The 13,460-nt window shown below is 52.1% G+C and carries 14 protein-coding genes; 5 read left to right on the top strand and 9 right to left on the bottom strand.

Going from position 1 to position 13,460, the window contains the following annotated elements; genetic code table 11:
- Positions 1-12: 12 nt before the first annotated feature.
- The 8 genes from CHH67_RS07430 to CHH67_RS07395 all read right to left on the bottom strand — a co-directional run bounded on the left by CHH67_RS07430 (position 13) and on the right by CHH67_RS07395 (position 8,147).
- Entirely contained in the window at positions 13-1,677 is a 1,665-nt protein-coding gene (locus CHH67_RS07430; protein ID WP_176475642.1) for an extracellular solute-binding protein, read from the bottom strand.
- 110 nt (positions 1,678-1,787) lie between these two features.
- Positions 1,788-2,669: a carbohydrate ABC transporter permease gene (locus tag CHH67_RS07425; protein ID WP_095264535.1), complete on the bottom strand. Its 882-nt coding sequence runs from the start codon at positions 2,667-2,669 to the stop codon at positions 1,788-1,790.
- Between the two features lie 18 nt (positions 2,670-2,687).
- Complete coding sequence (locus CHH67_RS07420; protein ID WP_095264534.1) at positions 2,688-3,689, bottom strand: ABC transporter permease; 1,002 nt, start codon at positions 3,687-3,689, stop codon at positions 2,688-2,690.
- A 384-nt stretch (positions 3,690-4,073) separates the two neighbouring features.
- Positions 4,074-5,294, bottom strand: coding sequence for a multidrug effflux MFS transporter (locus CHH67_RS07415; RefSeq protein ID WP_095264533.1), 1,221 nt, complete (start codon positions 5,292-5,294; stop codon positions 4,074-4,076).
- Positions 5,295-5,568: 274 nt separating this feature from the next.
- Entirely contained in the window at positions 5,569-5,805 is a 237-nt protein-coding gene (locus tag CHH67_RS07410) for a cold-shock protein (RefSeq protein ID WP_095264532.1), read from the bottom strand.
- Positions 5,806-5,924: 119 nt separating this feature from the next.
- Positions 5,925-6,125, bottom strand: coding sequence for a cold-shock protein CspD (gene cspD, locus CHH67_RS07405; protein ID WP_006207896.1), 201 nt, complete (start codon positions 6,123-6,125; stop codon positions 5,925-5,927).
- A gap of 303 nt (positions 6,126-6,428) precedes the next feature.
- Complete coding sequence (locus CHH67_RS07400) at positions 6,429-6,905, bottom strand: pyridoxamine 5'-phosphate oxidase family protein (RefSeq protein WP_095264531.1); 477 nt, start codon at positions 6,903-6,905, stop codon at positions 6,429-6,431.
- A 27-nt stretch (positions 6,906-6,932) separates the two neighbouring features.
- Entirely contained in the window at positions 6,933-8,147 is a 1,215-nt protein-coding gene (locus tag CHH67_RS07395) for an acyltransferase (protein WP_095264530.1), read from the bottom strand.
- Positions 8,148-8,331: 184 nt separating this feature from the next.
- Between CHH67_RS07395 and CHH67_RS07390 the strand changes: the two genes are divergently transcribed.
- The 5 genes from CHH67_RS07390 (at position 8,332) to CHH67_RS07370 (ending at position 12,010) form a co-directional block, all read left to right on the top strand.
- Positions 8,332-9,060 (top strand): amino acid ABC transporter ATP-binding protein, encoded by a 729-nt coding sequence (locus CHH67_RS07390; protein ID WP_095264529.1) that lies wholly within the window; start codon positions 8,332-8,334, stop codon positions 9,058-9,060.
- Positions 9,061-9,087: 27 nt separating this feature from the next.
- On the top strand, positions 9,088-9,939 hold the full coding sequence (locus CHH67_RS07385; RefSeq protein WP_095264528.1) for an ABC transporter substrate-binding protein: 852 nt from the start codon (positions 9,088-9,090) through the stop codon (positions 9,937-9,939).
- 116 nt (positions 9,940-10,055) lie between these two features.
- Entirely contained in the window at positions 10,056-10,670 is a 615-nt protein-coding gene (locus CHH67_RS07380; RefSeq protein ID WP_425320434.1) for an amino acid ABC transporter permease, read from the top strand.
- 46 nt (positions 10,671-10,716) lie between these two features.
- Complete coding sequence (locus CHH67_RS07375; protein WP_095264526.1) at positions 10,717-11,367, top strand: amino acid ABC transporter permease; 651 nt, start codon at positions 10,717-10,719, stop codon at positions 11,365-11,367.
- 199 nt (positions 11,368-11,566) lie between these two features.
- Entirely contained in the window at positions 11,567-12,010 is a 444-nt protein-coding gene (locus tag CHH67_RS07370) for a DUF6376 family protein (RefSeq protein WP_095264525.1), read from the top strand.
- Positions 12,011-12,126: 116 nt separating this feature from the next.
- On the opposite strand, the gene CHH67_RS07365 is transcribed toward CHH67_RS07370, so the two are convergent.
- Positions 12,127-13,260: a hypothetical protein gene (locus tag CHH67_RS07365; protein WP_095264524.1), complete on the bottom strand. Its 1,134-nt coding sequence runs from the start codon at positions 13,258-13,260 to the stop codon at positions 12,127-12,129.
- Positions 13,261-13,460: the final 200 nt, after the last annotated feature.

The raw sequence follows: 13,460 nt of genomic DNA, 5'->3' as shown, positions 1-13,460 counted from the left end.
CGGGGAGAGGGATTACTGAAGGAATTCCTCCAGCTTCTGCACATTCTCTTCATACTTCTTCTGTCTATATTCTTGTACCTTGGCGTAGCCCAGGGAATCGCGCTTCGCCAGGAAGTCACCCCAGATCTTATCAAACTCAGCCTCGGATGAAGCGAGCAGCAGTTTCGGCAGCGCCTTGCCCCACTCGATCAGCACTTTATCATTGATAATTCCCTCTTCACTGCTGCCATCTGGATCAATCAGGTCGAATTGGGAGAAGCTTTGCGCTTTGCCGCGTGTCCAGTCTTCCATCTGCTTGAACGGCTCTACGGCAGGCGGAGCCCAATCTACAGTCATGTTGTTGTCCATCATCATCCAGAACGTGTGGGATGCGCCATATTCCTTGTCAAAAGTGCTGCGGTCGCTGTTCAGCAGCTCGGCAATCTCAGGCAGGAACTGATCCTTGCCGTCGATGGTATCCCAAGTTACGCCTTTTTTACCCAGGTACGTGTCACGTTGTCCTTCTTCCGAGATCAGGTAGCTCAAGAAGCGGATGGCACGTGCCTTATCCTTAACATCCTTGGAGATCAGCGTTACGGTCCAGCCGGAGATCGAAGGACCCGACAGCGTTGGCTGATCCAGGTTGGAGTTAGCCGGACCGTCTACAGCAATATATACGGAATTCGGGTCATTAGCATACAGAACGTTCTGCTGAGCTGCCATGTCGCTGCGCTGGAACAGCATAGCGAAGTAGCGGCCTTGAGCGATCTTCTCTTCCATCTGCGGACGCTTATCTACGAAAATGTCTTTGGACAGCAGTCCTTTTTCATTCGCTTGACGGAGCGTCTTCAGCCATTTCACATAATCTGGGTGAGTAATGCGATCGAACAGCTGGCCGTTCTCATCATAAGGGATGGCCAGGAAGTTTTGCAGGTAACCTTCGAGCGAGCTGTTTCCTTTATCATGGAAGTCATGCAGACCAAGCGGAATCAGCGGCTGACCGTTAACCTCTGGGAACATCTTCTTGGCATCCTCAAGCGCTTTCAAAAATCCTTCCGGTGTGCGCATATCCGGGCTGCCAATCGCCTCGTACATATCCTTGCGGACAAGGAACGTCTGGTTGGACGTAATATTGTCGCCAAATTTCTCGTAATCCTTCGGCGAGGAGGAAGCATTCGGATAGCCGTAAATGTTGCCGTCCTCCTGCGTATACCAGGATACCTTCGCCGGATCTGTTGCTTTGAAGAAGTAAGGGTCATACTGCTCGGCCAGCTCGTTCAGTGGCAATACCAGATCCCCTTCAATCATCTTCTTAACCGCGTCCTCATACCAGCCGAGGGTAATAAAGTCAGGCAGGCTGCCGGATGCAATCATCGTATTCATCTTCTCGGCTTCATTACCAGCCGGTACGATGAAGTTAATGTTGACGCCCGTCTTCTCCGTCACGTATTGGGAAGTGATGTCCTCACCCCATTTGCTAGGGAACCAGGCGAAGTTAATATACCAGTCAAATGTAATCGGTGAAGTGTCGACTTGCCAGCCCGGCTGATCTTCAGTCAGCTGTACGTCGTTTGCCGGCGCTTCTGGCTCTTTCTCGGAAGCGGTTGTGCCGCCACCCGACGAACATGCCGTCGTAAAGGCCATCACAAGCGCAAACATCAACAACAGAAGGCTTTTTGGCTTAAGCATCTTGCTCATGTTTTTTCCCCTTTTCTTGTATTAAAATTATTATTTATATCATGTCAAGACATGCGCTGTCCACTTGCAGCATTCACTGAAGCGGACAGCCCCGGCAATCGCCGGATCCATTAGCCCTTGATTGAGCCAATCATCATGCCTTTGACAAAATATCGCTGCAGGAATGGATATACAAACACAATCGGCAGTGTGGTTACAACCATCGTGGCCAGCTTGATCGACTGCGAGGTGACCGTCTTGGCCACACCGCCCGGAACCTGAGCCATCATCTGGTTGGAGCTTGACTGGGCAACAACCTTGTACAGATAGGTCTGTATCGGCTGCAAGTCGGCATTGTTGATATAAATGACACCGGTAAAGTAATCATTCCATTGATACACGCCGTGGAACAGCGCGATCGTCGCGACAACCGGCATCGATACCGGCAGCACAACCCGGAAGAAGATCGACCAGTCGTTGGCCCCGTCAATTCTGGCTGCTTCCTCAAGACCATCGGGAATATCCCGGAAGAAGGTCATGAAGATTATGAGATCGAAGAAGCTGAACATGGCCGGAATGATATATACCATAAAGCTGTCAAGCATATTCAAATCCCGAATCAACAGGTAGGTCGGAATCAATCCGCCGCCAAAGAAGAGCGTGACCGTCCCCATCAAAATGTAAAACTTGCCAAAGATCAGCCCTCTGCGGGAGAAGGCGTACGCGACCATCGCGGTGAACAGCACGTGCACCACAACGCCGATTACCGTCTTGGCGACAGTCACTCCCATCGCCGTCATAATGCCGGAGCTCTGGAATACAGCCTCGAAGTTCTCCAGGCTGAACACCCGGGGCCACCAATAGATGCCCCCGCGCATCGCATCCTGCCCTTCGTTAAAGGCATTCACAAGCACGTACCAGATCGGATAGATGGTGATAAAGCACACAATCAGCATGCCGAAGTTGTTAAATAGGTCAAAAACCGCTTCGCCTTTTGTTTTTCGTTTAAACATACAAGGCACTCCCCTTCCCTAGAATAGCGATGTGTCGTTCAGCTTCTTGGTGACGCGATTCGCGATCAGGAGCAGAATGATGGCAATCACCGATTTAAACAATGCGACCGCCTGCGCGTAGGAGTATCGCCCGTTCTGAAGCCCTGTGTGATACACAAAAATGTCGATAACGTTGCTCGCGCTTTCATTGAGCGGATTGCGGAGCACGAGAATCTGATCGAAGTTGGAGTTAAGCACACCGCCAATGGCGAGAATGAACAGAATCGAGATCGTCGCCTTGATGCTCGGAAGTGTAATGTACCACATCTTCTGGAAGCGGCCAGCTCCATCAATCGTCGCTGCCTCATACATCTCCGGCGACACACTCGCAATGGCCGCCAGGTAGATGATCGCCGACCAGCCGAGCTCTTTCCATATATCCGAGGCGATGACAATGCCCCAGAAATATTGCGGTTCCGCCAGATACGTGATCGGCTCGTTAATCAGGTTCAGCGTCAGCAGCAATTTATTGATCACCCCGACGTCGGACAGCCAGGTGATCAGGATCCCCCCGAGAATAACCCAGGACAGGAAGTGCGGCAGATACGATATCGTTTGAATCGTTCGCTTGTAGCGTACCGATCGGACTTCGTTCAAGAAGAGCGCAAAGATGATCGGCAGCGGAAATCCAATGAACAACTTGAGCAAGCTGATGCCCAGTGTATTCTTCATGACCACCGCAAAATCATCGTTGGAGAAAAACTCCCTGAAGTGATCCAGGCCAACCCACGGGGCTTCGCTAATGGATTTGATGATATTGAATTCTTTGAAAGCGATGATAATCCCGTACATCGGAATATAGTTGAAGACGAACATCCAAGCGACACCAAGCAGCGCCATAATCTGCAGGTGGCGCTGACTGTACAGCTTCTTGAGCCACTGCTTTCTGGCCTGCCGCTTGTCCTCCGGACTTGGCCCCGGTTTGGCCGCCGGATCGATGCTGATGTCGGGTAAAGCCCCAGCTTGTGGTGTGTTCTGCATAATTCTAACCTCCAGGTGAGCACTGTCGAATGTAAACCCTTACAATGTTGATGTGTACTTTGATTTTATACTCCCTTCACCCTTTATGTAAGGTTTCAGATTTCGTATTAGGGATCGCTTTTTCGGGTTATAGGAATTTGGTCCATATGACCGCTCTCCTGGTGCTTGTCAAAAAGCATCGTATGCTGTCCGTTGCAGCGCACTTCGGTTCGGCCCTTGCACCAACAACCATGCCATCAGGCCTAAATTCTTCATCTGCCGAACATCCGAACGACGAAGCGCCGTGTGCAGGTCATAAACAAACAGACGAAAAAACCCCGATCAGCAGCCAGGTGATCGGAGTTTCCTATATGCACAACTATCCTTATATCAGGTTAAACCGGATTATCGCTTCCGCCGCACCATGCCCAAGTAGCAGAGAACCGCCCCCAGCTCACAGGCAGCAATCACGATGCCAAGCGGCAATGCCGTCGATTTCCCGCCCAAGCCGACGAGGGGAGCAGCCATACCGCCGATAATGAACGTTAACAGTCCGAGCAGCGCAGATGCGCTGCCGGCATTATGTCCGTGGTTGCGCAGCGCCAGTGCCATACCGGAAGTGCTGACAATGCCGGCGCTTGCTATGGCCAGGAACAGCGGCGGCAGCACCAGGTACAGCTCGCCTCCAACAGCCAGCGCACCAAGCAGCAGCACCCCGCCGATGGTGGCCAGCGTCACCCCGGCCGGGAACATCTTCGCTTCATCGACTCTGCCGGCAAGCCGTCCGGTCACTTGGGCAGCAGCAATAATGCCGAGCGCGTTCAAGGCAAAAATCAAACTGAACATCTGCGGCGATACGCCATAAATATCCTGCAGCACGAATGGCGAGCCTGAAATATAGGCAAACATCCCCGCCATAATGAAGCCCTGGGTCAAGGCATAGCCCATAAACACCCGATCCTTCATCAGATTGCCAAACGTCTTGAGCGTCGCCTGGATTCCGCCCGTCGAGCGGCGTTCGGGAGACAGTGTCTCCTTCAGTCCGGCAAATACGCACACGAGCATCAGAAGCCCATAAACGCCCAGCACGATGAATACGATCGGCCAATCCGCAAACAGCAGCACCTGCGCGCCGAGAATCGGAGCCAGTATCGGCGCTGCTCCATTGACAAGCATGAGCATGGAGAAGAATTTGGTCAGTTCCGTCCCTTCATACATATCCCTTGCCATCGCGCGTGAGAGGACAATTCCCGCAGCGCCCGCCAGTCCCTGAATAAACCGAAGCAGCAGGAACACCCAGATGCTGCTCGTGAACACACACAGCACCGATGTTACGGTGTAGACCATCAGTCCCACGAGCAAGGGTCCCCGTCTTCCCTTCACATCGCTCAAAGGGCCTGCGAGCAGTTGGCCCAGCGCAAGTCCCAGCATGCAGGCGGTCAAACTCATCTGAGCCAGTGAAACGGTCGTATTCAGATCGTCGGCCAGCTTGGGAAGGGCCGGCAAGTACATATCCAGCGACAAAGGCCCGAACGCCGACAGGCTTCCGAGCAAGAAAACGATCCACAGCTTCCTCTGCTTGGGTGCAGGGAGAGCTTCTTTATTCGTGATGATTGTTGGTTCCATGTCTTCCCCTTTCATTCAGCGGATGAGTATTTTAACAGCTTAACCTTTCGGACACAGCTCTTGCTGTACGTTCATCTCCATAGGCATCTGTCATCTCCGGTCTTTCATGCCGGCTCCCATCAAAAAAAAGCGAGCTGTCATCAATATGACAACCCGCCCGCTATGACGCGCTCCTCCAGAGCTCCGAGGTCATCCGGAACTCGGGGATCAGCGCGATTTCGTTAACGTGATTTCGTAACGCGATGTCCGCTTGTAGTACGCATTGGCGGCTATGCTATTTACGCTCGATCTGAATCCCTTTTCCAAGGGATTTCTGTTGTTTGTTCGTGTTGACAAGCAAGGGCAGAGTTCTTGTTTCCTTGATCATGGGGGATTGGCACAGGTGACACACAGGCTCCACTTCAAACGCGAAGTCATCACGCATCCATCCTTTGCAATCATCCTGTGTGCATGACCAAACCTCCGTTAATTCCTCTGGAATACTTTCCATTGAATTTTTACGTGAATACATGAGCGCTCCTCCATTCCTTGTCTGGTTAAACAATCGTCCCCAGCGTTTTTTTTGCGGATGCAAATAAAAGAAAGACTGCTCTTAATGTCGCACATTAAGAGCAGCCCAACCTCATATCATTACAGCTTTACAACGTTCTCAGCTTGTGGTCCACGGTTGCCTTCAACAATGTTGAACTCAACGCGTTGGCCTTCGTCCAGCGTTTTGAAGCCGTCGCCTTGAATCGCGCTGAAGTGAACGAATACATCGTTACCGCCTTCAACCTCGATAAAACCGAAGCCTTTCTCTGCATTGAACCATTTAACAGTTCCTGTTTGCATGGGATATGTCCTCCTTTAAACTATATTTATATGACCTTTTTTCTTCACAGACGGAATAAAAAAATTCACATATTGCACAAGGTTACCGGAAATGACAACCCTCTACAATATGTGAATTCAGGTCGATTTCGATATTCCTATATTACCACAGTTTATGTCCGATAGCAAACACTCGGCACTTCATTTTCGATATTCTTTTTTTCGAAGCCGCCTCAAGGCCGCTTCCTATAACTAAGTATATACCGATTGTCCCAATTTTATGACAAGCAAGGAGGTTCATGGGAAGGAAAAATTCCAGAGCGCTTAACGCGCCTCCTCTTCCCGCAGCTCCGCAATCGTCTCGCTCCACCGCTTGAGCACTTCGGCAGGGTCATGGAGCCGGAAGGTGACCCCGCTCAGCACCTCGGCATACTTCGCCCGGTCCTCGCGCACATGGACAACGTCGGCTGCAAAACGCTGGCGTGGATGGCGTGCCCCCTCGACGTCAGGGAGCGCCTTGACCCGGAGCCGAATGGAGTGGACCGCACCATCATGAACGGTAACCAGCGTCGCCTGCCCGGTCCGCTTCATATTGCCGGCCGTCACCGTCCCCGGCCACAAAGCCAGACGAAGGCGGCCTCTATCCAGCGCAATGACCTCGCCCGCACTGATCATCGCCGTATGCGGCCATCCATCCTCCGTCACCGTGAGCAGCACCATCGCGGTATCTGACTTGGATTCCAGATCCCGGCCGTTCAGCCACTCGCACAGTCCTTGCGGCAGCTCCTTGTTCTCGCTCATTCCGTCCACACTCCCTTCATCATGCAGTTATCCTTGCAGCGTGCTCGTGCTGCTTCCGTCCGGAACCGGCGTCTCGGGGACTGGTGCCCCTGATCCAGGTGCATTGTCCCTGCCGCGAGGACGGGTGTTGCCAGGCAGCCGGCCGAACAGCGCCCATGTCCATCTTCCCATATGGCTCATCCCATAGACAAGCAGAGCGGAGATGCCCACCGCACTAACCAATCCTCCTGCATACCAGCCAAGCTGAATCCAGGACTGCTCCGATACCGGAGGAAATTTGCGATAGACGAACAGGACGAGCGGATGAACAAGATAAACGCCAAACGAATAAACGCCAAGCCAGCGAAGCCCTTTGCCCCACCAGGTGCTGACATCTCGCAGCCAGAGCGCTGTCTGCACCATCACAAGCGCCGTAGCCAGCGTATGCACATTCCAGAACGCGTCAAACAGCAGCGGATGATACGCCATCTCATAGAGGCGTTCCCGATATCGAAGTACAACATGGGTTATGCCTGCAGCCAGCCAGGCCATCCACAGCGCCGCCCAGCCAAGCTGCCGGAGCCACGGCCGGGCCGCATCCCGGGTATCCTGCAGCCATATTTGAATACGATCAAAGTAAATGCCAAGCCAAGCCCCGAGAAAATAGTAGGACAGAAAAGACAAGGACCAGCTGTTCCGGTTCGTCACATCCCACCATGCGTCATTGGCTGTATAGAACAGCCACTGCAGCGCTATCCCGATCCATACGCTCCATGCTGCCGCCCACCGATAGCGTCTTAGCAACAGGAGAATAACTGGAAACAGAAGGTAGAACTGTATATTAATGAAGATAAAATACAAATGCGTGTAGGCTTTGCCCGTCAGCAGTTTAGGCCAGAAGTCTTGAAGCATCGCCGCAGCCTTCCACTCCAGCCCCCTGTCTGCCCAGGTCAATATAAAAAACAGCACCGAAAACAACACATACGGCACCAGGATATACATCAGCCGATTGCGGTAAAACCGGACAAAAACCTCCTTGTCCAGCGGACGGCGGAAGTAGTTGTAGAACAGCACAAAGCTGCTCAAAAAAATAAACGTTGTGGTTCCAACTTTGGAAAAAATGTTTAAAAAGTTATATAGCCCAAAAAAGCGGTCGCCCCGCATCTGGACCGTGGCAAAAGAAGTCGCATGAACCATCATAACCCCCATAATAGCCATGCCACGAACCATATCGAGTTCATGCAGTTTCGCTCGTTTCTCCATCCTTCTCCCCTACCTTCATGACATGTATTATACATCAAACCCCTAAACTCTTGCTAAATTTATCTGAAATTGGTATGGTACAGACAGGGTTAACCATATTTGTTTAATAAGGTTAACACCTCCATATTAATGAAGCTCACACATAGGTGACGCTAAACTAACATATTTTAGGAGGCGATTCTGACTGATTGAGTTTAAGCATGTCAACAAGTATTTTGGCAGTTTTCATGTACTGAAGGAGATCAACCTGACGATTCGCCAGGGAGAAGTGGTCGTCATTGTCGGCCCCTCAGGCTCCGGCAAAAGCACGCTGCTTCGCTGCATCAACCGGCTCGAGACGATAACCGACGGAGAACTGGTTGTCAATGGCGTCCCCCTCCACAACAAGAAGATCGACATCAATCGTTTCCGCCGGGAAATCGGAATGGTGTTCCAGCACTTCAATCTGTATCCTCACAAAAAAGTCATCGATAACATCATTCTCGCCCCTGTCAAAGTGCTTGGAATGTCCAATGCAGAGGCCAGGGAGAAAGCCATGACCTACCTGAACCGGGTCGGCATTGGCGACAAGGCCGACAGCTATCCTTCCCAGCTGTCCGGCGGACAGCAGCAGAGAGTGGCGATTGCCCGCGGATTAACGATGAACCCGAAAATTATGTTGTTTGACGAGCCGACCTCCGCCCTTGATCCGGAAATGATCGGCGAGGTGCTGGATGTGATGCGCTCACTGGCCCATCAAGGGATGACGATGGTGATTGTTACGCATGAAATGGGCTTTGCCAAGGAAGCGGCCGACCGCGTCATATTCATGGATGAGGGACGGATCGTCGAGGATGCCACATCCGAAGACTTCTTCAAACAACCGAAGGAAGAGAGAGCCCGCACGTTCCTAAGTCGTTTGCTTCATCATTAATCATCCTATTTCAAGGGGGACTTATACATGAAGAACGGATTTACAAGAACATTCAAGCAGAGTGTAGCTATGCTGTCACTCATCTTCATTCTCGTGCTTGCCGCATGCGGCAACAACGCTACGGGAGGCAACGCATCCGAAGGAGGAAGCTCCTCCGAAGCCGGCGGCGCAACGCTCGCGGCGATCAAGGAACGCGATAAGCTGATTGCCGGGGTGAAATATGATACCAAGCTATTCGGCCTCCAGGATCCGGCTACCGGCAATGTTGAGGGCTTCGATATCGACATTGCCAAAGCGCTGGCCAAAAAAATTCTGGGTGATGAAACGAAGATCGAGCTGCGGGAGGTCACTTCCAAGACGCGCATCCCGCTCCTGCAAAGCGGTGAGATCGACATCATCATCGCCACGATGACCATTACGGATGAACGCAAGCAGCAGGTGGATTTCAGCGATGTCTATTTTGAAGCGGGCCAATCCTTGCTCGTCAAGGTGGACAGTCCGATCACCGGACTGGAAAGTCTGAATAAAGATACGAAGGTGCTCGCTGTTAAAGGCTCGACTTCCGCGCAGAACATCCGAGAGAAAGCGCCGGATGCCCAGGTGCTGGAATTTGAGAATTATCAGGATGCCTTTACAGCCCTGCGAGCCGGTCAAGGGGATGCGCTCACGACCGATAACGCCATTCTGCTCGGCATGCAGCAGCAAGACCCGAACTATCATCTTGTTGGCGGCAATTTCACCGATGAACCGTACGGCATGGCGATTAAGAAAGGCGAGACCGAGTTCGTTAACGTCGTGAATGAGCTGCTGAGCGAGATGAAGGAAAGCGGCGAATACGACCGACTGTATGAGCAGTGGATGGGTGTAAAACCCGAATAAACGACGGGATGGTATCACCGAATACCGATATAACACCGCAAACTTAGAGCAACAGGAGGTGAATGTGATTGGTCATATGGGATTCCAGCGTGCTGTTTGACCATTGGGACCGCTACATGCAAGGATTCGGTCAGACCGTGCTGGCAAGCCTTCTTGCCCTGATCGGAAGTCTGATCATCGGCACGATCATCGCGATTTTACGCATTTCGCCCTATCGCTGGCTGAATGTGTTCGGAGCGGCCTATGTCGAGTTTTTACGGAATATTCCACTTTTGGTTGTCGTCTTTTTCTTCTTTCTCGGCTTGCCTTCTCTAGGCATTCCGCTGGACGGATTCTCTTCCGGCACGATCGGCCTGATGGTGTATACCTCCTCGTTCATTGCGGAAGCCATTCGGGCTGGCATCCAGGCCGTGCCCAAGGGACAGACCGAGGCTGCCCGCTCCTCCGGGCTGAGTTATGTGCAGAGCATGTGGCATGTCGTCCTGCCGCAAGCAGTTAAGGTAGTGCTGCCCGCAGTAGGCAACCAGATGATTAACCTGGTGAAGAACTCTGCCATTCTCGGCGTCGTAGCAGGGCTTGACCTCATGTACTATGCCGACCTGATCAGTTCGGACACGTTCCTGCCGATCCCGGTCTATACGTTTGTCGCTCTGTTCTATCTTGTACTTACCGTACCGCTTAGCATGGCGGTTCATTATATGGAACGCCGCTTTGCCCGCAGCAATGCATGAATCAAATAGTCCATTCATGAAATGACAACAGAGGAGGTGGGGCGAGTTGGATTTTGCCGGTGCTTATTCCTGGCCCAATCTGCGCTTTCTGCTGCAGGGCTTCTGGATGACGCTGCAGGTTGCCGGGCTTGCGATTGTGTTCAGCTTTATTCTCGGCGTGGTGCTGGGCACGATACGTTATGCCCGCATTCCTGTGCTGTCGACAGTCATCGCTTTTATCGTAGATACCATCCGCAACCTGCCGCTTTTGCTAATCATCTTTTTTATCGGGATTGTTCTTCCACAAACAGGGCTACGGCTCCCCGTATTTTGGGCCGCCGTCGTTGGGCTTAGCATATTTGAAGGCGCAATGATTGCCGAAATCGTACGCAGTGGTCTCTCATCTGTGGACAAAGGCCAGGTGGAAGCGGCCCGGGCTTCAGGGTTAAGTTATATGCAGACCCTCAGGCATATCATTCTGCCGCTGGGCCTGCGCCGCATGTCGCCGCCGATGGTCAGCCAGTTTATCGCCCTGATCAAAGACACATCGCTGGCAGTGATCATCTCACTTCCGGAGCTAATGCGGAACGTGCAAGTATTGAGCGGCTCAAGCTTCGCTTACGTCATTCCAGCACTTATCTTTGCTTCATTACTCTATTTCACCGTCAATTACTCGCTGTCTCTGGTCGCGAAACGGCTTGAAGCCAGACAGACCTGATCAAAGGAGCATCCTACTTACAATTGAATCAGTACCAACGAATCCCCTCCCGTCTCTCCCGAGCACGAGAGGGGGTTTTTTATTATCCGCCCGATCTGTTAGAATAGCGCTAACGCGATCATAAAAAAAAGATAAACCTTCATCGCGGGTAATACGTATTAAGGAAGAACGCACAATCCAGAAAGACAGGAGGTCTATCATGTTGCGTAAATGGATGAATGGATTATGGGTCGCATGCATCGTTGCCGTCTTATCCGGCTGTAATGTCCTGGACACGGTCAACGAATCGCTTGATTATACCAATGAGGCCGGCACTTATATCAATGAAGCATCCCAATTTGCCCAGTCCTTGCCCGATTTAGCCCGACAAGCCGCAACGGATCCACAGGCGAAGGAGGCGCTCACGCAGGAGCTGGAACAGATGAAAAACCGCATCGCCGAGTTCAATGGGCTGGAAGCCCCTGCACTCGCCCAGAGTATCCATGAGCAGCTGACCAGCTTGAATGATACACTGTTAACAGATATTAACGGCTATATGGAACAGATTCAGAACGGCGTTACCGAGTTCCAGAATTCCGGAATCATGCAGACGATCGATAAAATCAATGAAACGATGAACTTGCTGGAAAACCTGCAGCCATAAACAGAGGAGACGCAGCCGCCAGCTGGATGTCCTGGATATAACAAGAAGAGGCCCCGAACCAGCCTTATCAGCGGATCGGAGCCTCTTTTTCATTCGGGATATGTTATTCAGCTGCTCTACCTTAACTGCGCTTTGAAAGCATCGTTCAAGAAAGGATCCAGCTCTGTTGTAAAGGCTTCTCTCACCACATAGCGAGTGGCATCGTTGTTCGGGGTCAGAATCCAGTACGTCCCGCGGTGCGCATACCGATCATCCGGATCCATTGCGGCTACAAAATGCCAGTCCGGCCCAAAACGCCCGTCATACTCTGCGGTATACTCGGCGTTCAGATGGGTGCGGGCCAGCTCCTGGATCGGAAAAGACAGGACACTGCCGAACTTGCTCATCCACTGGTTGAATTCCAGCATATCCCCTGCACGGCCGCCTGCAAAGAATCCTTCCTCCCCTCCGCATGCAGCAAAAAAAGCCTCCTCATTCCCCTCCTGCGCAGCCTGGTAGATAAGCGCTACCGTCTGTACCGGAGTGAACAACGGGGTTTTATGCTTGGATGCAAGGAATTGTCGATCATCAATCAATTTCAGGATGCTTGCCTGAACCAGCTCTTCGATAGAAGCATTCCTTCCTAACTCATAGGCCCCCGGGTAAATGGTGCTCTGGTCCACAACCTTGGCTCCGTCCGGAAATATCGTCACAATCCACACGTGCCGATCCCCTTGGCTGAGCTCCTCCAGCACAATTTCAGCCTGACTGCCATAGGTGATATCGAGCAGCTCGCGGCTCTCTTCATCCAGCTCCTGCTTGCCCAGCAGCTTAAAGCGATCAGCATGCGGCTTCCGCTTGCGAGCTTCATCAAAAAGTGCCTGTGTCTTCGCCGGAGAATGGCGCATTTCCGGAATGTCCGCCAGCTTGAGATACGCAGGCTGATTCCCTGCCTCCAGCGCCTCATACATCTGAGCCACAACGTCCACCGCCTGCTCGCTCAGCTTCGCTTGGCTGCCACCGCCACGGCCTTCCCGCACCCCCGAGCCGCCTTCGGATACCCCAAGACTAACCGCTTCCGATCCTTCCTCTTCATTCGCCAGCGCTTGTGTATTAATCGTATCTATATGCGCTGAAGGCTGTTCAGTCTGAGCTGCCAATGAGGTTTCCTGTACAGATGCATTCTCCAAATTGCCGCAGGCAGCAATGATGAGCAGCAGAAGCAGGGCTGCAACTCTGGCCAGGCAATTTCCTCTTATATGACTGATCAATCCTTCCCCCTCCTTGGACCGTTACGATAACCACTGCAGCACCGGACGAACTGTCCGATCCTGTCCTCTATAATCATCATCGTCATTCAAGGCGGGATTGTTTATGAATTTGATCGATTTACGAAGAAATTGCCCTTTACCAGCGTGCAGCACCCTCTTCAGAACGCCTGTTCATGATTTACAGTGGTCTTACAACCGTC

The sequence above is a fragment of the Paenibacillus campinasensis genome (assembly GCF_002272015.1).
Classification (GTDB): Bacteria; Bacillota; Bacilli; order Paenibacillales; family Paenibacillaceae; genus Paenibacillus_AQ; species Paenibacillus_AQ campinasensis.
This window is presented reverse-complemented; position numbering and strand designations above follow the sequence as displayed.

Excerpts from the sequence above, each read along its gene's own strand:
- CHH67_RS07370 (WP_095264525.1), top strand. The coding sequence starts at position 11,567 with ATGTTGCGTAAATGGATGAATGGATTATGGGTCGCATGCATCGTTGCC.
- CHH67_RS07430 (WP_176475642.1), bottom strand. The coding sequence starts at position 1,677 with ATGAGCAAGATGCTTAAGCCAAAAAGCCTTCTGTTGTTGATGTTTGCG.
- CHH67_RS07415 (WP_095264533.1), bottom strand. The coding sequence starts at position 5,294 with ATGGAACCAACAATCATCACGAATAAAGAAGCTCTCCCTGCACCCAAG.
- CHH67_RS07395 (WP_095264530.1), bottom strand. The coding sequence starts at position 8,147 with ATGGAGAAACGAGCGAAACTGCATGAACTCGATATGGTTCGTGGCATG.
- CHH67_RS07385 (WP_095264528.1), top strand. The coding sequence starts at position 9,088 with ATGAAGAACGGATTTACAAGAACATTCAAGCAGAGTGTAGCTATGCTG.
- CHH67_RS07410 (WP_095264532.1), bottom strand. The coding sequence starts at position 5,805 with ATGTATTCACGTAAAAATTCAATGGAAAGTATTCCAGAGGAATTAACG.
- CHH67_RS07380 (WP_425320434.1), top strand. The coding sequence starts at position 10,056 with ATGCAAGGATTCGGTCAGACCGTGCTGGCAAGCCTTCTTGCCCTGATC.
- CHH67_RS07400 (WP_095264531.1), bottom strand. The coding sequence starts at position 6,905 with ATGAGCGAGAACAAGGAGCTGCCGCAAGGACTGTGCGAGTGGCTGAAC.
- cspD (WP_006207896.1), bottom strand. The coding sequence starts at position 6,125 with ATGCAAACAGGAACTGTTAAATGGTTCAATGCAGAGAAAGGCTTCGGT.
- CHH67_RS07425 (WP_095264535.1), bottom strand. The coding sequence starts at position 2,669 with ATGTTTAAACGAAAAACAAAAGGCGAAGCGGTTTTTGACCTATTTAAC.
- CHH67_RS07420 (WP_095264534.1), bottom strand. The coding sequence starts at position 3,689 with ATGCAGAACACACCACAAGCTGGGGCTTTACCCGACATCAGCATCGAT.